Genomic DNA, 21,879 nt, shown 5'->3' on the forward strand with positions numbered 1-21,879 from the left:
TTACTTCATTTTTATCTTAAACTGCCACCGGAATATTTTTAATCTGCTCATGTGTCTCATAATCGATCAGTTTCACATCATCCGGTGTAAAATCATAGAAATCCTTCACTTCCGGATTAAGCCAGAATTTCGGTGCCGGAAGCGGCTCTCTTTTTATTAACTCCTCCACGAGCGGAATATGGCGGTCATAAATATGTGCATCTGCAATCACATGTACCAGTTCCCCGACTTCCATATCACACACCTGTGCCAACATATGAAGAAGCACTGCATACTGACATACATTCCAGTTATTCGCAGTGAGTACATCATTGGATCTCTGATTGAGCATTCCATTCAGCGAAAGCTTCTCATGTCCTTCTTTTTTCGTAACATTAAATGTCATACTGTACGCACACGGGTACAGGTTCATCTCATGAAGATCCTGATGTACATAAATATTCGTCATGATCCTTCTGCTGTACGGATTGTTCTTCAGATCATAGATCACACGGTCTACCTGATCGAACATTCCCTCCTTGTACTGATGTTTTACGGACATCTGGTATCCATAGGCTTTTCCAATCGATCCATCTTCATCTGCCCAGCTGTCCCAGATATGACTGTTCAAATCATGAATGTTGTTCGATTTCTTCTGCCATATCCATAAAAGTTCATCTGTACAGCTCTTAATCGCAGTTCTTCTAAGTGTCAGTGCCGGAAATTCCTTAGACAGATCATACCGGTTTACCACACAGAATTTCTTTACTGTATAAGCTGGTGTTTTATCCTCCCACACCGGACGCACTTTTTCCCCTCTTGTGTCTGTTCCATTGTCGATGATGTCGCGGCACATATCTATAAATACCTGATCGGCATAACTCATTTGCCTTTCCTCCTGCATTCTTATCATTTATTGCTTTGTAGCATCAAACCATTTGATTATTGTACCATGAATTGCATACAAAAAAAAGAGGAATGCAATGTTATTTTTTTTACATTCCTCTTTTTATTTTGTGAAAACATATCCTTATTAACAGCAGCCCTGAAGTACATTTTCCAATGCACTTGCGCTACTGGAATGTGCACGCTCCACGCGGATATTGTAACGCTCTGCTTCTTTCAATGCACAATGTACCATTTTATGTGCCACAGTTGATGTGAATAAGATGATCAGATCTGGCTGTCCGATCTGTGTCTTCAGATTACCGGACATTCTCGTGAATACTTTTGCTTTACATTTATGCTTTTTACAGATCTGCTTGTACTGCTGTTCCATTCTTTCATTGCCGCCAATGATTACTACACTCATTTTTATCACCTGTCCTTTTAGCAATGCCACAGACCACGAATATTTTAGCATAATTTATGTCTTGCTTTCTTCCATTCCTGATCTGCTATATCCTGTTCCATATTAATCAACAAGTTTTGCTCCTGCCGCCTTGCATGAATCCAATTCATCACTTCCCGGTGTCTCATTTGCGATTACGCCTTCTGGTTCTGCCATCTCGGCTCCGGCTGCCGTCATACGTTCTACCCAGCTTCTCATCCATTCTCCGTCTCCCCAACCATAGGATCCGAATAACAAAATCTTCTTTCCACTTACTTTTCCTTCAAGCTCAGCTACAAATGGCTCCATCTCAGACTCTTCTAACTCCTCAGCTCCCATAGCAGAGCAGCCAAGGGCAAACACATCTTCTTCTGCCAGCGCATCTACACTTGCCTGATCTACAGAGATTACATTTGCCTGTGCTCCTGCACTTTCAATTCCTTCTCCAATTGCCTCTGCCATTGCCTGTGTGTTACCTGTTCCGCTCCAATATACTACTGAAATACTCATGATTTATTATCCTCCTGCTGTTCTATTTAATCAACTATCATTTAACACGCTGCCACATATGCAATATCTCGAATGCTCTTTCCAATCAGATATTCATTTACCGCACTGGTCTTTGCCTTATCATACGCCCAGAAAATCATTTTTGCTCTCCCTGGATTGTTATAGACTTTCCAGTATCCGGAAAACAGATTTCTCCATCTGAATACTGACAGACACGTTTCGAGAGACGTTCCAGCATCTTCTCCGGTTCCACGTCCTCATATCCGTAGGAACCTAAAAATTCCCTGACATCTGTCCGTTTCAAATATCTGGAAAACGACTCGCGCCGGTACAAAAATACAAGACATTTTCCATGATTTCTTGTCAGAATTTTAAATTTGATCTCTGTTCCTTCCAGGATTTCATAAAGCTCTCTACTGTTTTCTTCCGTAATATTCAAAATACAGGCAATCTTGATTCCTTTCAGAAACGGCGCACACTGCAGAATTAACTGAACCTGCAGACTTTTCATATTATCCATACCAGATAACATATAAGACACTACTTCCTTTGACATTGCATATCCTCATCCGTAATTGATTTTGATTATCATTTGCATATTTATAATATCATAGAGGTTAGTTTAATGCAACTGTTTTAAATGATTGTCTTTTATCAAAAAAGGCACCATGCATTTTCATACATGATACCTTTTATATTTCCTACGGCTCTGCAATATTATACAATACTTTGTTCAGCATCTTCTCCAAAGCCTCAATTTCTTTTTTATTCATTCCGATTGTCAGCATCTTATCCAGCTTCCGTCTCTGATTCTCCATGCGTCTCTGGATATCGTAAGCTTTCTCCGTCAGGTAAATGTTCTTGCAGCGCTTATCCGTATTACTTGGAACTGATAAGATATATCCCTTTTCGTCCAGCCGTTTCAGCAGACCGGTCACGGTAGGATTTCTGAGATTCAATCCTTTTTCAATGTCCCTCTGTGTCACTTCTTCTTTCTCACAGTCGAACAGATAATCCAGTACTGCACACTGTGATGCGGTAATGCCAAGCGTACGCAGCCGGTTATTAAATTCCTTCTCATACACATTATTTATCTGCTTGAACATAAATCCTATCGTTCTCTTCTTTTGCATACGCCTTATCCTTTCTTTTAATCCCAGATCCTGACAACCTTCTCTTTACTTATCAGCTCATCTTTTTTATCTCACTTCTCGCAAGCACAATTGCAACTACTGCTGCCGTTCCGTCCGCGATCGGACCTGCATACATTACACCATCAATTCCGATAAATATCGGGAATATAATAATGAGTGGCAAAAGAAATAATATCTGTCTCGTCAGAGACACAACTGCTCCCTTTGCAGCTTTTCCGATTGCAGTGAAAAACTGCGAGCAGACCGGGTGGATTCCATTTACAAACGTCATAAACATATAAATGCGGAAATACCTCTCTGCAAACCGGAAATATTCTTCGCTTCCATTTCCGAAAATACTGACGATCTGTCTTGGAAATACTTGAAAGCACACAAAACAGATACCGCCGACCGCAAGCGCTATCTGCATGGATCGCTTATATGTGTGTCTGACTCTCACATAATTGCCTGCTCCATAATTAAAACCCCAGATTGGCTGGCATCCCTGGGCAAGACCGATACAGATTGCCATAAACACCATATTGACTTTTGCAATTACACCGACACACGCCAGTGGAATATCTGATCCATATACAGAAAGAGAACCATAATATCTCAATGTATTATTTAACACGATCTGCACGATTGCCATAGCTATCTGATTGATACATGAAGCCATACCAAGTGTGAGAATGCCTTTGATATACATTCCACGGGGCTTTATCATCTCCGCTGTCAGTCCCATCTTTTTAAAATGTACAAAATACACAATTACCAGACACCCAGACACGATCTGACCGATTACAGTTGCCCATGCAGCTCCTTTAATTCCCCAATGGAATCCAAAAATAAACAGTGGATCCAGAATCGTATTGATGATTGCCCCCGTAAGCATACAAGTCATAGAATAAGTCGGGCTTCTGTCTGCACGGATCAGATGATTCCCCCCTGTCGTCAGAATCAGAAAAGGAATTCCAAATGCTGTAATCCCTGTATAATCCTGTGCATAAGGCAGGACGTCTTTTGTAACACCGAATACATGAAGCAGCGGGTCTAAGAACAATAATACGATGACCGCGATCGTCACACCGCAAAGCATCAGCATTGCAAGTCCTGTCCCTGCATACCTGCACGCACATTCCTGCTCTCCTGCCCCCGAGGACAGATTAAAATTTGAAGCACTTCCAATCCCAAGAAGCAATGCCGTTGCAGTACAGATAATCGTAATTGGAAATGCGATATTAGTCGCTGCATTTCCAAGAAGTCCTACACCTTGTCCAATAAATATCTGGTCTACAATATTATAAAGCGAGCTGACCAGCATACTGATGATTGCCGGGATGGAGAATTTTAATATCAACCGCTCGATCTTCTCTGTTGCAAGCGGATTGACCTTTACACTTTCTTCCAAACCTAAACCTCCAATATTTCTACTAATATTCACGAATGACACTGCTGACTTCGCGAATTGTCTCCATATCTTTGAGATGCTCCAGAGAATCCAGCATCTGGCTTTCTTTGACAGCCTCTGTTACAATAACAAGTTCAGCTACATCAGCGTTCTCGCACTGTTCCTTCTGCATGACTTTTGTAATGCTGACCTTGTGAACACCAAATACCATGGCAATGGAAGCCAGAACTCCAGGTTTATTCTCCACCTGCATACGGAGGAAAAATTTATTTTTCACATTCTTAAAATTCTTGACTGGTGTTGTCCGATAACAGGTACAACTGATTCTTCCGGTACAGTGATACTGCGTGTCACGCACTACGTCGATCACATCTCCGACAACTGCACTGGCAGTCGGGAACTCTCCCGCACCACGTCCATAGAACATTACATCTCCAACTGCATCTCCATGCACAAATACGGCATTGAAAGAATCTCTGACAGATGCCAGTGGGTGATTCTGTGAAATCATCATCGGATAAACACCCACTTCAATTCCATCTTCTGTATTATGAGCCACGCCAAGTAATTTGATAACATTGCCAAATTCTTTTGCATATGCTATGTCTCTTGAAGAAATCTTTGTAATTCCCTCTGTATATACATCCTTGAACACAACTCTGGAATGAAATGCGATGGAAGCCAGAATTGCTGCTTTACGTCCGGCATCTAATCCTTCAATATCTGCTGTCGGGTCCGCCTCTGCATATCCAAGCTCTGTCGCTTTTGCCAATGCTTCATCAAAATCCATATTGTCTTCAAACATCTTTGTCAGGATATAGTTTGTTGTACCATTCATGATTCCAATGACTTCATCAATCTCATTTGCCACCAGGCATTGCTTTAACGGACGGATGATCGGGATTCCTCCGGCTACTGCAGCCTCAAACAGAAAATCCACACCATGCTCTTCTGCTGCATCCAGAAGTTCTTTTCCGTGCTCAGCAATCAGATCTTTATTAGCAGACACAACATTTTTTCCTGCATTTAAAGCATCCAGGATCATGGTTCTTGCCGGCTCAATTCCACCCATCACCTCAATTACGAGTTGAATCTCATCATTATCAATAATATCTCTCCAGTGATCGGTAAGAAGAGACGGATCCACACCTTCACGCTTTTTCTCCATATTGTGTACAAGAATCTTTACAATCTCAACATCTGCTCCTGCCTTTTTACAAAACTCCTCTTTTTGCTTTTCAATTAACTTATATACCCCACTTCCAACTGTTCCCAGTCCTAAAAGTCCGATTTTTATCTTGTGCGGCTTGCTCATTCCTGTTCTCCTCCTGCTTTATAACATTTTTTTCTTTTTAAAGTAAATACATTCCGCAATAATTACTACGATTGATATTATGATGACACAAATATATCCATATTGACAGTGAAGTTCTGGCATATTATAAAAGTTCATTCCATACCACCCGGTAATCAATGTCAACGGCATAAATATTGTCGTCACTACTGTCAGAAAATTCATAACTCTATTTTGCTGCAAGGTAATCTGGGTCTGATAAATTTCACGGATCTGCTGAGTATACTCTTTCATCTCCGCGGCATACTGATGCAAACGCTCAGTTCTATGAACATAACGCTCCCAACCCATTTCTTCATCCTGGATTTCATTTCTGTTCATATAAAGCTGCATATGCTCACCCATATTGGTCATCTGATCATAAGAAACCAGCAGTTCCGAAAAATGTTTCCGATACTTCATAATTCTTTCATCCAGATGTTTCTGGACATGTCCAATTACATTTTCTTCGATTTTCTCCAGTTGTTCTTCAATCTTCTGCATTCTGTACACATCATCATCAATCAGATAGTTTAAAATCATAAGCAAAACTTCATGAAGTCTGCAGTTTTTATAGACATCATTCTTCACATGTTCCATAAGAAGTTGAATTTGATTTGTTTCCTCCACAAAATAAAGAGTCTGCTTATACATGCAAAAGCCAAATACGAACATTTCATGATTTTTCAAATCTGGCACCCGCATAATTCCCTGTACACAATCATGAAACGAATCTACTTTACAGTACCTGACATGATTCATACTGTATAGAAGATTCTTCTTATGTGGAATATATTCCTTAATCTGTTCGTATTCTTTCAGATTCATAATCTGAACCTTCATAGTATCATCTATTTTTTTATCACTTATCCTCTTGTAATCTGCTTCTTGCATCCTATCCTGAATAAGCTGTCCTTTTTGCCAATCCAGAGTGTATGTTTCCATAGTCTGCCTCCACTTTTTATCAACATTGTTTCTTTCTGAGATTTGACTCTCATATCATATCATAATTTTTTATTTTACGCATGTTTTTCTATCTGTAATTATTGGAATTATAGGAGAATTTTAATGCATGAACCTCGCAGCAAGAATGCCGAGGCATTCTTGAATATATAAAAAATACAAGTTATCATATACGAAAAAATCTCAATCCGAAGATTGAGATTTTTATAAGAGCGACAGACGGGGTTCGAACCCGCGACCCCGACCTTGGCAAGGTCGTACTCTACCAACTGAGCCACTGTCGCATTCATTATATTGTTCCGTTTGTTTCTTGTGTTCCTTGGAACAATACATACTATACAGGATAATCAGACTTTTGTCAACAGCTTTTTTTAATTTTTTTCAAAATTTTTGATGCAATATATTTTATTCCATTTTTTTGCACACTTCTCATATATGAAAGTCTCTAATCTCCTTTCTTTTAATAAGACTAATCTTGGAAAATCAGTTGTTTTTTATTTTTTTTACTGTTATGATAAACAAAACGATGATTCAAGAATGCCTCGGCATTCTTGCTGCGAGGTGGGAGTCATCTCCCAGCTGATATATATAATTCACATAGGAGGTCTGTTATGTCAGAGACAATTACAGAAGGAAATACAACTACAGAAGAAAATATAACTACAATAGATCATGCATCTGCTACAGAAACTATATCTGGTCAGAAAGATACATCTGCTACAGAAAATGCATCTGGTCAGGAAGATACATCTGCTTCTAGCAGCACAACTATCCAGAAAGATACGTCTGCTTCTAAAAGTTCAACTATCCAGGAAGATACGTCTGCTTCCGGTAGCACAACTGCCCGGAAAAATGCATCTGTCATCAATAATGCTACTGCTCCAGGAACGGAATCTGCTTATAACCTGGATTCTGAGATGGATCCGTTTGACAAAGCTGAAAAAGAACGTGATTCCTCCGGATTTTTTGCCCGTTTTTCTGCTAAAATTGCAAATATCCACTCCCGCCGCGAAGCCAGACTTGTTCGCGATGAAATTATACTTTCCCGTATTCCAGACAAGGACTTGATGGAATACTTAAAATTAGAACAGAAGCGTCTGGAATCCCAGCAGCATGCCAGAGAAATTCGTGAAAAAAGAATCTGGATTGCATTCCAGATGACCATTGCGTTAATTGCCGCAGTCTTAGTTATTTATTTTTTGAAAGACAGTCCGGCAATTCTGATCAGCATCTTATACACAGCCGGTCTTTTGATCGCATTTAACATCTGGAATAAACACAAAGATGGACGCTCACCAAAAGATCAATAATTTAATAAAAAATCCCATCCGGTATTCTTCAACGCAAGAATATCCGGGTGGGATTTTTTTATTCTTCCTCTTCTACCACTGAAAGTCCCAATTCATCAAGCTGTTTCTGATCAACTTTTGTTGGAGCCTCTGTCATAAGATCCGAAGCATCTTTTACCTTCGGGAATGCTATCACGTCACGAATGCTATCCTGTTTTGCCATGAGCATAACAAGACGATCCAGTCCATATGCAAGTCCTGCGTGTGGCGGTACTCCATACTTGAATGCTGTCAGGAGGAATCCGAACTGCTCCTGTGCCTGCTCTGGTGTAAATCCAAGCACCTCGAACATCTTGCTCTGGATCTCAGGGTTAAAGATTCGCACACTTCCTCCACCAATCTCATTTCCATTCAGAGTAATATCGTATGCTTTTGCACGGACTCTTCCCGGATCACTGTCGATGTACTGAAGATCTTCTTCCATTGGCATTGTAAATGGGTGATGCATTGCTGTGAAACGGTTCTGTTCTTCACTCCACTCAAGAAGCGGGAACTCTGTGATCCACATAAATTTGTACTCATTCTTATCTAAAAGATCCATCTGGCGTGCAAGTTCCAGACGAAGCGCACCTAATACATCCCATACAACTTTATTCTTATCTGCTGCAAAGAGAAGCAGATCACCATTCTCACCGTCCATAGCCTGAATCAAGTTCTTCTGCTCATCCTCTGTCATGAATTTTGCGAAAGAAGATTTTACAGTTCCATCTTCATGGATTGCAATGTAAGCCAGTCCTTTTGCACCGTAATCCTTTGCATAATCAACCAGCTTGTCAATCTTCTTACGTGCCATTCCTCCCTGGCCTTTTGCGTTGATACCACGAACGGTACCACCATTCTCAATAGCACCCTTAAATACAACAAACTCGCTGTCTTTTACGACATCTGTCACATTGACAAGCTCCATGCCGAATCTTGTATCCGGTTTATCGGAACCGTAACGATCCATAGCCTCCTGCCATGTCATTCTCGGAATCGGAAGCGGAACTTCCACACCAAGAACTTCTTTAAACAGCATCGCAAGGAATCTTTCATTGACATCAATGACATCATCAACATCTACGAAAGACAGCTCCATATCCATCTGTGTGAACTCTGGCTGACGGTCTGCTCGAAGATCCTCGTCACGGAAACATTTTGCAATCTGGAAATATCTGTCATAACCAGAACACATTAAAAGTTGCTTAAATAGCTGTGGTGACTGTGGAAGTGCATAAAAATGTCCCTGATGAACGCGGCTTGGTACAAGGTAATCTCTTGCTCCCTCCGGTGTACTTCCGATGAGTACCGGTGTCTCAATCTCAAGGAATCCTTCATTTGCCATAAACTGACGTGCAAGTGTAGCCACCTTGCTTCTCATCATCAGATTGCGCTGCATATCCGGTCTTCTAAGATCCAGATATCTGTATTTCAGACGGACTTCTTCTTTTGTCTTAGAATTCTCCTCAATCTGGAACGGAGGTGTCTCTGACTCAGAAAGTACACGAAGCTCCTCTGGGATAATCTCAATTTCACCTGTTGCAATGTTCTCATTGACTGCACCAGATCGTTTTGCAACTTTTCCTACAACTGCAACAACATATTCACTGCGAAGCTTTGCAGCCTTCTCGATCAGTGCTGCATCTACACTTCCTTCATCAAATACAACCTGGATAATTCCGGAACGGTCTCTTACATCTACAAATACGAGACCTCCTTTATTACGATTTTTCTGTACCCAGCCCATAATGGTCGCTGTCTCGCCTACGTTAGCTGCTGACAGTTCCCCACATCTGTGGGTTCTCTTTAAGCCCTGCATTGACTCTGCCATTTTTCTATATCTCCTTTTTCACTTGTGCGTTCTATTCTCTACAGCCTGTCTACGGAATCTGCATAACAGTCTGCAATTTCTGTATATCCATCTTCTATTAGCTGCTCTTTCTGAAACTTCTTATTCTTCTTCATATTGACGATCAGCACCTGTCGTCCTGCCTCCCGATCAGCTTTTGCAAGAGCAAGAACCTTCAACATGGCCTCTTTTGGAAGCTTCTTCTCCAGAAGATATGCCTTTTTCTGGCGTCCTCCCGGAACTTTATATCCATTTTCCAGAAGCAGCATGACAATTCTCTCAAATCCAATGGAAAATCCGCATGCCGGTGTATCCTGCCCTGTAAACTTGCCGATCATCTTATCATAACGTCCGCCTCCGGCAACAGAACCGCCAAAGTCGTCCATAGTTACCTCAAAAATTGTTCCGGTATAGTAGGACTGTCCTCTTACGAGGGTTGGTGTGAACTGAAGCTTAAAATCACACTCTTTTGCAGCTTCTACACTTGACATAATCAATTCCAGACCGTCAGCTGTCTCATCGCTCAGATAATCTCCAAGCTTTTCTTTCAGGTAACGGACTCCGGATACATCAGAAGCAACCTCATCAAAAAGAGAAAGGTAGGTCTTAACACTTTCCCTGGTATATCCCATCTCAATAAGCTCTGCCTCGACACCTTCCGGTCCAATCTTATCCATCTTATCCAGAACAATGAAGACTTCATCATAGTCTTCCTCTTTAAAACCACTGTAAGCAGCCATAGATTTCAATATATTACGGTCATTAATACATACAGTAAAATTCTTAAAGTCCAGTTTCCCAAGCATCGCCGTTGTGGCAAGGATCAGCTCGATTTCGGCGAGATTAGAAGCCTCTCCTAATATATCGATATCGCACTGCACAAACTGGCGGAAACGTCCTTTCTGCGGGCGGTCTGCTCTCCATACACTTCCAATCTGAAGTGCTTTAAAAGGAGACGGCAGCTCATTTGCATGATTAGAATAATATCTTGCAAGCGGAACTGTCAGGTCATACCGAAGTCCTCCATCCACAAGATCATTTTCCTCTTTTGCCTCGTCAATTTTTAACTTTTCTCCACGTTTCAAAATCTTGAAGATCAGTTTTTCGTTATCTCCCCCCTGCTTGCTGCATAGGTTCTCGATATGCTCAACACATGGAGTTTCCATAGATTGGAATCCAAATGTTTTATAGGTGTCTTTAATCAGGCCGATCAGGTAATCCCGGATTTCCATCTCTGCCGGCATTACATCTTTCATACCGGTTACTGGTTTCTTCTTTAACGCCATAGCCATTCTCCTTTTCGTTCTATCATCTCGTCCACCCGGCTGATGTAAGCATCGATTGCTTTTACATTCTCCTGCCGGATCAGACTGGTTTTTTTCTTCTTTTTGCTTTCAGGATTTATGACAGGTTCTTTCAGTACGATTTTTGTAGACGCACCTGCACCTGCTGCAATAATGGATTGCTTTTCCTCCATAATTAGTATATTGTATATTCCTGCTTTGTCAACCTTTGCATAGCCCACATTTTCAAAATTTCCGGCAATATTCTTCTGACGATACAGATAATACGGAAAAAGTCCCATCTGTCGGGCTTTATTTCCTGCCATCTCTACCATCGTACCTATTTCATCTTGTATGATCGTTAATCGTTTCCCTTCTCTCTCTTCCTGGCCCATTTTAGCTGCACGTTTAATTGCAAGGGAATGTACCGTCAGATTATCAGGTCCAAGTAACGCAATCTGTCTTAGAGTATCCTCCATATCCTCCGGTGTCTCTCCCGGAAGTCCTGCAATAATATCCATATTGATATTATCAAATCCCAGCTTTCTCGCCATATGAAATGCTTCATACACTTGTTCTACAGTATGCTTACGCCCAATTGTATCCAAGGTCTTCTGCTGCATGCTCTGAGGATTGATAGAAATTCGATTAATACCGTGATTTCGAAGCACCTGAAGTTTCTCTTTCGTAATACTGTCCGGTCGTCCGGCTTCCACCGTAAACTCCAGAAGTCCTTCCCTTACAAAATGTCTATCAATGCATGTAAGCAGCCGGTCTAACTGATCCGCATTCAAAGTTGTCGGTGTTCCACCGCCCATGTAAATGGTGTCAGCTTTTCTTCCTTCAGACATTTTCGCAATTGCTTCCAGTTCCTTCATAAGTGCAGCCAGATAGTCTTCTACCCGGTGTTCCCAGTCACCTAATGCACCAGAACTAAACGAACAGTAACTACAAACCGTTGGGCAGAACGGGATTCCCACATAAAGACTATAGCCATTTTCATAATCCAACTGATCCAGAAGCTTTTTTTCTCTCCCTGCAATCTGCCATGCAAGATGTGCTTTTTCTTCACTCACCAGATTTTCCTTCTGGAACCATGGAACAAACGTCTCCTGTGTCATACCTTCTTCCAGTTTTCTCATAGCAATTTTAGTCGGTCGTACTCCCATCAGGATTCCCCATGCAAGAGTTCTGCCACTTTGCTCTGACAACTTTTTGTATAACATCCGGTCGAGATATTTTTTCATTGCAGATTTCTCCGCTGGCATGTCATTTGTCTGCCTGTCTGCAATTTCAATCATCGCCTCTTTCTGCCCGTCTGTACCATCTTCTGCAAATTCCACGGTTACATAATTAGAGGCTTTTTCGTCCACTGAAGACGTAACAGTCTCCGATGGATAAAAAGCCTTCACCATATGATATGCATTATATACAAATGTCTCCTGATTGCATATAACCCGGATCATTCTTAGCCCTCCTGTACATATGGATTGTGAAGCTTCTCATACTCTATCTTTGTCTCACCCATATGTCCCGGATAAACAATCGTATCATCCGGAAGTGCGAACAGTCGTTCTCTTACAGAACGTACGATTGCATCCTGACTGCTGTTCGGAAAATCCGTACGTCCGACAGAACGCTGGAATAAAGTATCTCCACTAAATACTGCATGTTCTACAGGCAGATAATAGCAACAGCCTCCCATCGTATGTCCCGGTGTATGAATGACTTCTATCGTCTCACCTGCCAGTTCCAGTTTTTGTCCGTCTTTTAACGGTTTTGCACCATCAAAGGAATAACCATTCGTGTAAGACGAAGACAGATTCAGCTCTGGATCCGTCATAATCGGAAGATCCTCTTCCTCTACATAGACCGGAATATTCCAGTTTTCCAGAATAGAATCAATTCCCATAATATGATCGAAATGTCCATGAGTCAGAAGAATTGCCACAAGGTTAAGTTTTTCTTCCTCAATGTATGCTGTAAACTTCTTAGAATGTCCACCTGGATCCACTACAACTGTATCCTTTGTCTCTTCATTTATCAAAAGGTAACAATTCGCCCCCAAAATTCCAAGGGGAAATTTCTCTATCTTCATTGCTTTTTCTTTCCTCCTAGCCTGTTGTTCTCTCAATATCAATCACGTCATCAATCTGACGCAGTTTACCAATTACTTTTGCAAGTTCCTCTCGGCCATGCACAATAAATCCAGCCTCGATGGTCGCAGTTCCCTGCTTGCTCGTGCGGATATTTAAGGATTTGACATCCATCTCCATCTCCGTAAATACTTTGGAAATACTCATCAGAAGTCCCTGCTGATCTCTTGCATACATCTTGATCTCAGCCAGATACTGACCTCCTGTCTCTTCTGCCACATTTCCTTCCCACTCAGCCGGAATCAGTCTTGCACGTTCTGCTTCTGTCAAATGTATCATATTAACACAATCCGTGCGGTGAATCGAAAGTCCTCTTCCTCTTGTAACAAATCCGACAATCTCATCTCCCGGTACCGGATTACAGCATCTGGAAAACCGGACTGCCACATCATCAATTCCTTTTACGACAATTCCACTCTTGGACTTGGCAATATGGACTTTATTCTTAGCCGCCTCTGCAACTTTTTCAAGTACAATTTCATCTGTCAGTTCCTGCTTGTGATCCTTGCCATATTCTTCCGCCAGACGATTCACGACCTGTCCTTCTTTTAAGCCGCCATGTCCGATCGCGGCAAGCACAGAATCCCAGTCCTTGAATCCATATTTTCTCTGTACGATCTCTTCATATTTTGGCTGGAGCAGATTAGAAAGGTTGAGAGATTTTGCTTTGCAATAGGAGGCCACCATCTCTTTTCCTTTGATAATATTGCTCTCTTTAAATTCTTTTTTGAACCACTGATTGATCTTATTTTTTGCCTGTGTACTCTTGACTACATTCAGCCAGTCACGGCTTGGTCCTTTCGAATTCTGGGAGGTCAGAATTTCTATTCTGTCTCCATTCTGGATCCTGTAATCAATCGGAACAAGCTTTCCATTCACTCTGGCACCGACCATCTTATTGCCGACTGCACTGTGTATGGAATAAGCAAAGTCGATTGGAGTGGACCCCGTCGGCAATGTCTTTACATCCCCCTGCGGTGTAAAGCAGTACACATCATCTGCAAACAGATCCAGATCTCCTTTGATGAGGCTTAAGAATTCCTTGTTGTCAGACATATCTCTCTGCCATTCCAGAATCTGTCTGAGCCAGCTCATTTTCTCTTCTTCAGCCATAACACCTTTCTTGCTGCCGCCGGACTCTTTATACTTCCAGTGAGCAGCAATACCATATTCGGCTGTCTTATGCATCTCCTGTGTACGGATCTGGATCTCAAACGGCTGACCGATCGAACTCATCAGCGTTGTATGCAGAGACTGATACATATTCGGTTTCGGCATGGCAATATAATCTTTAAATCTTCCAGGAATTGGCGTATAAATCTCATGGATAATTCCCAATGCCGCATAACAGTCTTTGACAGAATCCACAATGATACGGACTGCAAACAGGTCATAAATCTGATCTACTGTCTTATCCTGATTGACCATCTTCTTATAAATACTGAAGAAATGCTTTACACGTCCATTTACATCTGCTTTAATCCCCGCATTTTTCATATGCATGGACACTTCATCCACAATCTGTTGGACAAATTCCTCACGCTCTGTTTTTCTGGCATTGATCTGATTTACAAGATCAAAAAATACATCTGGTTTCAGATACTTCAATGACAAATCGTCAAGTTCTGTCTTAATTTTAGAAATACCAAGCCTTCCCGCGATTGGCGCATAAATATCCATTGTCTCACGAGCCTTTTCCTGCTGTTTGGCCGGAGTCATGAACTGCAGTGTACGCATATTATGCAGACGGTCCGCAAGTTTAATGATAATAACCCGGATATCCTTTGCCATAGCAAGGAACATCTTTCTCAAATTCTCCGCCTGAAGTTCCAGTTTGTCCGCAGAATAAGCTACACGGCCAAGTTTCGTAACACCGTCTACCAAAAGAGCTACCTCTTCTCCAAACTCTTCTTTGATATAATCCTCTCCAATCCGAGTATCTTCCACTACGTCATGAAGAAGAGCTGCAATAATTGTCTCCTTATCCATCTCAAGATCCGCAAGAATGATTGCTACCCAGAGCGGGTGGATAATATACGGTTCTCCCGACTTTCTCTTTTGGTCTCCATGCGCTTTTTTTGCCAGATTATATGCCTTCTCGATCTGAGTAACATCCGCAGACGGATGATACTTTTGAATACGGGCAATTAACATGCCATAAAGCTTATCCGGATCATCATAATCTGCCTCCTGTTTGATCCCGTGCCCATCTACCATCTGAAGTTTCCCTCTTGTGTCTTTTAGCAATGCTTCCGGAGCAATCTTGCCGTCCAGTGACTCATATGTTGTTTTATTCTCTGACATATTAACGCCTCCTTCCCTCTCTAGTCTCTCAAATGTATATCTTTTTCTATTTTCCAGGATATACAATAACTGAATCTATATCATATCCCTGTAATCTGTCACGTCCATGAAGTCCTGCCAGTTCCATTAAAAACACAGTCTTTACAACCTTTCCGCCAAGACCTTCAATCAAATGGATCATTGCCTCATTCGTTCCGCCTGTCGCGATCAGATCATCAATGATCACAACTCTCTGCCCTGGCTTGATCGCATCTTTGTGCATCTCGATAGTTGCTGTGCCATACTCTAATTCATACTCTGCAGAAACCGTCTCTCTTGGAAGCTTTCCTTTTTTACGAATCGGAATAAATGGCTTTTTCAGATTATATGCGATCGGTACCCCGAAAATAAATCCTCTGGATTCCGGTCCGACTACTACGTCAAAGTCAAGACCTTCTAATTTTTCCTGCATCAGATCAATTGCAAGATGCAGTCCTTCCGCGTCCTGTAATACACTTGTCACGTCACGAAATATGATCCCCGGTTCTGGAAAATCCGGAATACTTACTACATAATCTTCTATCGGTTTCATAATTATTCTCTCCTTCTTCTCTTTCAAGGTAAAGTATATCTTTTAGTATAGCATTATTTGTTCCATTTTTCAAAAAAAATCTATCGATAATGAGTAATTACAATCTGAATTTGTCTTTCTCCCCGGAATTCATTGATTCCAGGGTAAAATGTAATGGACATTTTACCGTTATTTCTTTCACACCGTTCTGCAAATTCCTGTGCATCATGAAAACAGATGGCTTCCATCCGGTTTCCCGCCGCATCGATTGCTGTTGCTTTTGCAACATTTTTATTTTTCCCGATGATCTTCACATGCTGCATGACGACGCCTCTTGCCGCAAAAACCGGTTTTGTATTACCTTTTCCAAATGGTTCCATGTATTCAAGTTCTTCTATAAAATGTTCTGTAATAGCAGCAAATGGCAGTTCCATATCGATCACTACTTTTTCTGTCAGCTCTTCTTCTGAAAGCGTACACTGATCATTTAGTCTTCTTTTGAATTTCTCAACATTTTCTTTATCAAGTGAAAGTCCTGCCGCCATCGGATGTCCGCCGAATTTTGTCAGAAGATCCCCACAGCCTGTCAGTTCTTCATACATGGAATAGCTTTCGATCGATCTTCCCGATCCTTTGACTCCATCTTCGGAATCCGTCAATACAAATACCGGACGATAGTAATTTTCTCTCACACGTCCAGCCACAAGGCCGGCAAGGCTTTCATGACAATCCGGCAGATAGATAACAAGCACCTTATCCCCCCGGATATCTGTCTGTTCCACTTTCGCCATTGCCTCATCTACAACGCGGTCTGTCATATCTCTACGGCTTTCATTTAATGCTTTCAGATCACCTGCCAGCATATCTGCCTCCCGCTCTGTCTTTGCCCGAAGCAGTGCCAGTGCTCTTTTTGCCGTATCCAGCTTACCACTGGCATTCAGACACGGAGCAAGAATAAATCCGATGTGATATGCCTGAATCTTTTTTCCCTCCAGCCCGATACACTGGATCAGGGCACGTAGTCCCAGATTAGAGGTCCTCTTTAGCATCTCAAGACCCTGCTTCACCAGAATTCGATTTTCCTCTGTCAGATCCATCACATCTGCCACTGTTGCAATTGCAACATTTTCCAAAAGATAATCCAGATCCGCCACGTCCTGACCATTTGCCTCACAGAGCGCCTCTACAAGCTTGTATGCAACCGCTGCACCACATAATCCTTTAAATGGATATTCACATCCTTCCTGCCTTGGGTCAACAACTGCATCTGCCGGCGGTAAAATGTATCTTCTTCCCGCTTCATTTTCCTTGTACGGCACTTCATGATGGTCTGTTACGATAATCGTCATACCAAGCGCTTTTCCATACTCAATTTCTTTCGCTGCCGCAATTCCGTTATCGCAGGTGATGATCGTATCAATTCCATCTTCATGCGCCCGGTCGATCAGATGCTGATTTAATCCATATCCGTCTTTGATACGATCCGGGATGTCGCTGTCCACCTTTGCGCCAAGCTTTTCCAGACCTTCTAAAAGAATATATGTCGCATTGATCCCATCACAGTCATAGTCTCCAATGACACGGATTTTTTCCCGGTCTCTGATTTTTTCAGTCAGAATTTCCACCGCCTGTGGCATACCCTTCATCTGCATTCCATCGTAGAGTTCCGCAATTGTACCGTTCAGATATTGGTCGATTGCTTCATCTCCAATAACATCCCGGTTACGGATCAGACTGGCCAGTCTCGGACTAATATGAAATTTCTTACTGATAGCCTCAAAATCAGCACCTTTTCTTAAAAGTACCCAGCGTTCCATAATTTTCGTCTCTCCTGTTTTATCCAAATAAATATTTGCAAAGTAAATACTACATTTTCGACAGGAATCTCTAACATCATTTTATTTACTTTGCAAATATTTACTTTAAGAAAAGAACAGCCTCGCCATAAAATATGACTTTGGCTGTTCTATAGTATTTAAAATTACTTCTTGAAGCGTTTCATTACATACCACAGCGCTCCTGTGATACATACAGATGAGTAAGCTCCGCATACAACTCCGACCATCAATGGAAGTGCAAACTCCTTGATAGAACTTACACCCATGACGTAAAGTACTGCTACCATGATAAATGTTGTAAGAGATGTATAGATACTTCTTGTCAGCGTCTGTGTGATACTCTTGTTTACAACTGCTGCAACATCACTGCTCTTTGTCTTACCACGCATTTCCTCTCGGATACGGTCAAAGATAACAATGGTCGCGTTGATGGAATATCCAACGATTGTCAGCATACACGCGATAAATGTATTACCAACAGAGATTCTTGCAATTGCATAGAATCCTACTACAACAAGGACGTCATGTAAAAGAGCAAGTACCGCACTGGTAGCGAAACGGATATCTTTGAATCGGAACCAGATATACAGAAGCATACAGATTGTCGCAATAACAACCGCGATAACTGCATCTCTTCGCATCTCATTACTTACTGTAGAACTGATATTTTCTGCCGTGATCTTTGATTCGTCCACACCGAAGTTATCAACCATAGCCTTATTCAGTGCTTCACGCTTGTCAAGATCCAGTGTAACTGTCTTGATAATAACCTGATTGGTTCCGGCTACTTTCTGAGTCTGAACATTGTTATCTCCAGTTACCTTTTCTACAACCGGAACAATTTCCTTATCAATCTCATCAATAGAGTAATCTTTATCAAATGTTACATTTGTAGATGTACCGCCCTGGAATTCAAGGCTGTATGCAAATGCTCCTTTTCCTCTTCCTGCATTGACACCGATTGTGATCACTCCTGCTGCAATTAATACAAGAGAAATTGTAAAGAACACTTTTTTCTTTGAAAGGAAATCGATTGGCTCACGCTCTTTCTTTGGACGATAATATAATTTTTCACTTCTAAGTCCAACTGCATAAAATGCATTTACGATCAATCTTGTAATAACAAGTGCTGTAAACATAGATGCGATGATACCAATTGCAAGTGTCTGCGCGAATCCTTTTACTGTACCGGAACCTTTGAACCACAATACAGCTGCTGCAATCAGAGTCGTAATATTACCATCTAAGATTGCTGATAAAGCTTTCTGGAAACCAATCTTCAGAGAATTCTTTACACTTCTTCCGCGTACCATCTCTTCACGTACACGAGCGAAGATGATAACGTTGGCATCTACTGCCATACCAATGCCAAGAATGATACCGGCAATACCCGGAAGTGTCAATGTTACTTCAAATGCATTCAGGATTACAAGTACAAGTCCTGTATAGATTAAAAGTGCAAGTCCGGATGCAAGTCCCGGAAGCAAGTATACACAACACATGAATACAAATACAATTGCAAGTCCGATTGCTCCGGCTTTTAAACTGGTCGCAACTGCCTGCTCACCAAGCTGGGCTCCTACAACATTAGAACGCAACTCTTCCAGTTCCAGTTTCAGACCACCGATACGGATTGTAGAAGCAAGCGCATCTGCTTCTTCATAGGTCATGTTACCACTGATCTGAGCCTGTCCATTTGTAATGGCTGCCTGTACATTCGGAACACTTACAAATGCTCCGTCATAATAGATACCAATGCTCTGGCTTGCTGCCAGTGCTTTTGTTGTTGCATCTGCGAACTTTGTTGTTCCATCTTTTGTAAATGTAAGAGATACAACATTCTGTTTATTCTTTGTCAGCTGGTCTTCTGTTGTCTGAGCCTGGGCACTTTTTACATCATTGCCACTCAGTACAATAGAACCGTCTGCCTGCAATTCTTCAATTGTCTTGTTAAGCTGATAATCTTTGGACGCATCTCCCGTACTGTTCACCTGACTGTAGTTTGCTGAGCCGTCACTGCCTGTCTGCGCAATAAAATACAGGGAACCCGGCTGTCCCAGTTCGTCTAAAATCTCATTGGCATCTGTAACACCAGGAATCTCGATATTAATACGGTCGCTTCCCTCCTGATATACACTTGCCTCTGTACTATACTGTTCTACACGCTTTTGCAGCTTATAGATTGTATCACTCATCTCTTCATCCGACGGATTGTCATCTTTGACCTGATATGTGATACTTACACCACCGGCAAGGTCCAGACCCAGTTTGATATTCTTCATAGAACCTGTATGGCCTTTTCCGAATCCAACAATTGTCGTAAAACCAAGCAGTACGATCAAGGCTGCTGCCACAATAAGACTAAGTATGCCTCTGCTTTTTTTCATGATTTACTTCCTTTCTCTTTCTTCCATTCCTTCGAAGGATTCTATGTTACACATTATGCATCTGCCAGTGCTGCTTTGATCATAATGGCACATTCCACACGTTTACGCTGCATCTCACAGCCAACATCATAACAATCATGGATCGTTCCATGGAAATTATAAGAGTTTGCCATACATCCACCGCTACAGTAGAATTTAGCGAAACAATTTTTACATTTTTCTTTTGAATATACACTGCAGCTTCTGAAATCATCTGCAATCTCCGGCTTTACAATTCCATCGTCTACATTTCCCATCAGGAATTCTTCCTGCCCGACAAACTGATGACATGGATACAGATCTCCCCATGGTGTGACAGACAGATATTCTGTTCCGGAACCACAGCCGGACATACGTTTCATCACACATGGGCCGCCTTCCAGATCGATCATAAAGTGGAAGAAATTAAATCCTTTGCCTTCTTTCTCTCGTTCGATCATAATCTTGGCAAGTTTATCATACTCTTCTTTGATCTGTGGAATATCCTCTTCGCGGATCGCATATGGATCGGATTCGTCACCTACGACCGGCTCAATGGACATCTGCTTGAATCCAAGATCTGCAAAATGCAGGATATCATTGGAGAAATCCAGATTATTTCTTGTAAATGTCCCACGGATATAATACTTCTCCTGATTACGGCTTTCAGCCAGCTTCTGGAATTTCGGCACGATCAGATCGTAGCTTCCTTTTCCGTTGCGGAACGGACGCATCTTATCATTGATTTCTTTTCGTCCATCCAGGCTTAGCACAACATTGTCCATCTCTTTATTGACAAACTCCTGAATCTCATCATTCAGAAGAACGCCGTTCGTCGTAACTGTAAATCGGAAATTCTTGTCATGAAGCTTTTCCTGTTCTCTTCCGTATGCTACCAGATCTTTGACAACCTGCCAGTTCATAAGTGGCTCTCCTCCAAAGAAATCTACTTCCAGATTTCTTCTGCTTCCGGAATTTGCGATCAGGAAATCTAATGCCTTCTTTCCGACTTCATAACTCATAAGAGCACGTCTTCCATGATACTCGCCTTCTTCTGCAAAGCAGTACCTGCAGGCCAGATTACAGTCATGTGCAATGTGAAGGCAAAGAGCCTTTACAACTGTCTTTCTCTTCTTCACGATTGGAACAAGATATTCAAACTCATCCTTTGTAAATAATTTTCCGTCCTCTGTCAGTTCAATGACATCATCAAGAGCATCTCTTAAATCTTCCTCGCTATATGTATCTCCAAGCCGCTTTTTCAGATTCTCCCATGTAAGATCACTCTTTAAAATCTCAGCTGTTGGTTCTTCGTCCGGTTCATTCAGTACAGCGATCACATCATAGCACAGGTCATCAACCACATGTACGGCTCCACTGTATACATCCAGAACAATGTTATATCCGTTATTCTTATACTGATGAATCACAGTAATAATCTCCTTTTCTATTTTTTCTATCCCTTTAAAAATTTTAATGGTTATTTGGCAACAGAACAGAGACAGCG

The 21,879-nt window shown here is 41.7% G+C and carries 17 protein-coding genes, 1 tRNA gene and 1 pseudogene; 1 reads left to right on the forward strand and 18 read right to left on the reverse strand.

Annotated elements, in window-relative coordinates; genetic code table 11:
- Positions 1–16 precede the first annotated feature (16 nt).
- The 9 genes and pseudogenes from thyA to LI149_RS02240 form a co-directional block, all read right to left on the reverse strand.
- Positions 17–865, reverse strand: coding sequence for a thymidylate synthase (gene thyA / locus LI149_RS02200; protein ID WP_227142921.1), 849 nt, complete (start codon positions 863–865; stop codon positions 17–19).
- A gap of 147 nt (positions 866–1,012) precedes the next feature.
- Positions 1,013–1,291 carry a DUF2325 domain-containing protein gene (locus LI149_RS02205; protein ID WP_029731900.1) on the reverse strand — a complete coding sequence of 93 codons (279 nt, stop codon included), beginning with the start codon at positions 1,289–1,291 and terminating at the stop codon, positions 1,013–1,015.
- A 102-nt stretch (positions 1,292–1,393) separates the two neighbouring features.
- Positions 1,394–1,819, reverse strand: a complete 426-nt coding sequence (locus LI149_RS02210; protein ID WP_173789846.1) for a flavodoxin — start codon at positions 1,817–1,819, stop codon at positions 1,394–1,396.
- A 41-nt stretch (positions 1,820–1,860) separates the two neighbouring features.
- Positions 1,861–2,375 (reverse strand): annotated as a pseudogene (locus tag LI149_RS02215) (DUF3793 family protein).
- A gap of 145 nt (positions 2,376–2,520) precedes the next feature.
- Positions 2,521–2,952, reverse strand: coding sequence for a MarR family winged helix-turn-helix transcriptional regulator (locus tag LI149_RS02220; RefSeq protein WP_005331573.1), 432 nt, complete (start codon positions 2,950–2,952; stop codon positions 2,521–2,523).
- A gap of 52 nt (positions 2,953–3,004) precedes the next feature.
- Positions 3,005–4,363: an MATE family efflux transporter gene (locus tag LI149_RS02225; protein ID WP_227142922.1), complete on the reverse strand. Its 1,359-nt coding sequence runs from the start codon at positions 4,361–4,363 to the stop codon at positions 3,005–3,007.
- Between the two features lie 22 nt (positions 4,364–4,385).
- Positions 4,386–5,678, reverse strand: coding sequence for a homoserine dehydrogenase (locus tag LI149_RS02230; protein WP_173786250.1), 1,293 nt, complete (start codon positions 5,676–5,678; stop codon positions 4,386–4,388).
- An 18-nt stretch (positions 5,679–5,696) separates the two neighbouring features.
- Positions 5,697–6,641: a CorA family divalent cation transporter gene (locus LI149_RS02235; RefSeq protein WP_227142923.1), complete on the reverse strand. Its 945-nt coding sequence runs from the start codon at positions 6,639–6,641 to the stop codon at positions 5,697–5,699.
- A 229-nt stretch (positions 6,642–6,870) separates the two neighbouring features.
- Positions 6,871–6,943: transfer RNA gene (locus LI149_RS02240), tRNA-Gly, on the reverse strand.
- A gap of 327 nt (positions 6,944–7,270) precedes the next feature.
- On the opposite strand from LI149_RS02240, the gene LI149_RS02245 reads away from it, so the two are divergent.
- Positions 7,271–7,969 carry a hypothetical protein gene (locus tag LI149_RS02245; protein WP_118399060.1) on the forward strand — a complete coding sequence of 233 codons (699 nt, stop codon included), beginning with the start codon at positions 7,271–7,273 and terminating at the stop codon, positions 7,967–7,969.
- Positions 7,970–8,027: 58 nt separating this feature from the next.
- On the opposite strand, the gene aspS is transcribed toward LI149_RS02245, so the two are convergent.
- From aspS to scfB, 9 genes are all read right to left on the reverse strand, one after another.
- Complete coding sequence (gene aspS, locus LI149_RS02250; protein ID WP_117494739.1) at positions 8,028–9,818, reverse strand: aspartate--tRNA ligase; 1,791 nt, start codon at positions 9,816–9,818, stop codon at positions 8,028–8,030.
- A gap of 38 nt (positions 9,819–9,856) precedes the next feature.
- The gene (gene hisS / locus LI149_RS02255; protein ID WP_227142924.1) at positions 9,857–11,128 is read right to left on the reverse strand and encodes a histidine--tRNA ligase; all 1,272 of its coding nucleotides are present in this window, start codon (positions 11,126–11,128) and stop codon (positions 9,857–9,859) included.
- Positions 11,113–12,585: a coproporphyrinogen dehydrogenase HemZ gene (gene hemZ, locus LI149_RS02260; protein ID WP_117494741.1), complete on the reverse strand. Its 1,473-nt coding sequence runs from the start codon at positions 12,583–12,585 to the stop codon at positions 11,113–11,115. Before hemZ ends, hisS begins: the two co-directional genes overlap by 16 nt.
- 2 nt (positions 12,586–12,587) lie before the next feature.
- Positions 12,588–13,217: an MBL fold metallo-hydrolase gene (locus LI149_RS02265; RefSeq protein ID WP_040015333.1), complete on the reverse strand. Its 630-nt coding sequence runs from the start codon at positions 13,215–13,217 to the stop codon at positions 12,588–12,590.
- Positions 13,218–13,233: 16 nt separating this feature from the next.
- Positions 13,234–15,579 carry a bifunctional (p)ppGpp synthetase/guanosine-3',5'-bis(diphosphate) 3'-pyrophosphohydrolase gene (locus tag LI149_RS02270; protein ID WP_117494742.1) on the reverse strand — a complete coding sequence of 782 codons (2,346 nt, stop codon included), beginning with the start codon at positions 15,577–15,579 and terminating at the stop codon, positions 13,234–13,236.
- Between the two features lie 46 nt (positions 15,580–15,625).
- Positions 15,626–16,150: an adenine phosphoribosyltransferase gene (locus LI149_RS02275; RefSeq protein ID WP_040015335.1), complete on the reverse strand. Its 525-nt coding sequence runs from the start codon at positions 16,148–16,150 to the stop codon at positions 15,626–15,628.
- An 80-nt stretch (positions 16,151–16,230) separates the two neighbouring features.
- On the reverse strand, positions 16,231–17,946 hold the full coding sequence (recJ, locus tag LI149_RS02280) for a single-stranded-DNA-specific exonuclease RecJ (RefSeq protein ID WP_227142925.1): 1,716 nt from the start codon (positions 17,944–17,946) through the stop codon (positions 16,231–16,233).
- Between the two features lie 164 nt (positions 17,947–18,110).
- A complete protein-coding gene (gene secD / locus LI149_RS02285) occupies positions 18,111–20,354 on the reverse strand; it encodes a protein translocase subunit SecD (protein ID WP_117494744.1) in 2,244 nt (747 codons plus the stop codon).
- A 53-nt stretch (positions 20,355–20,407) separates the two neighbouring features.
- Positions 20,408–21,802, reverse strand: coding sequence for a thioether cross-link-forming SCIFF peptide maturase (scfB, locus tag LI149_RS02290; RefSeq protein ID WP_005331595.1), 1,395 nt, complete (start codon positions 21,800–21,802; stop codon positions 20,408–20,410).
- Positions 21,803–21,879 lie beyond the last annotated feature (77 nt).

It is taken from the genome of Dorea sp. 210702-DFI.3.17, from assembly GCF_020560825.1.
Lineage (GTDB): Bacteria > Bacillota > Clostridia > Lachnospirales > Lachnospiraceae > Dorea > Dorea formicigenerans.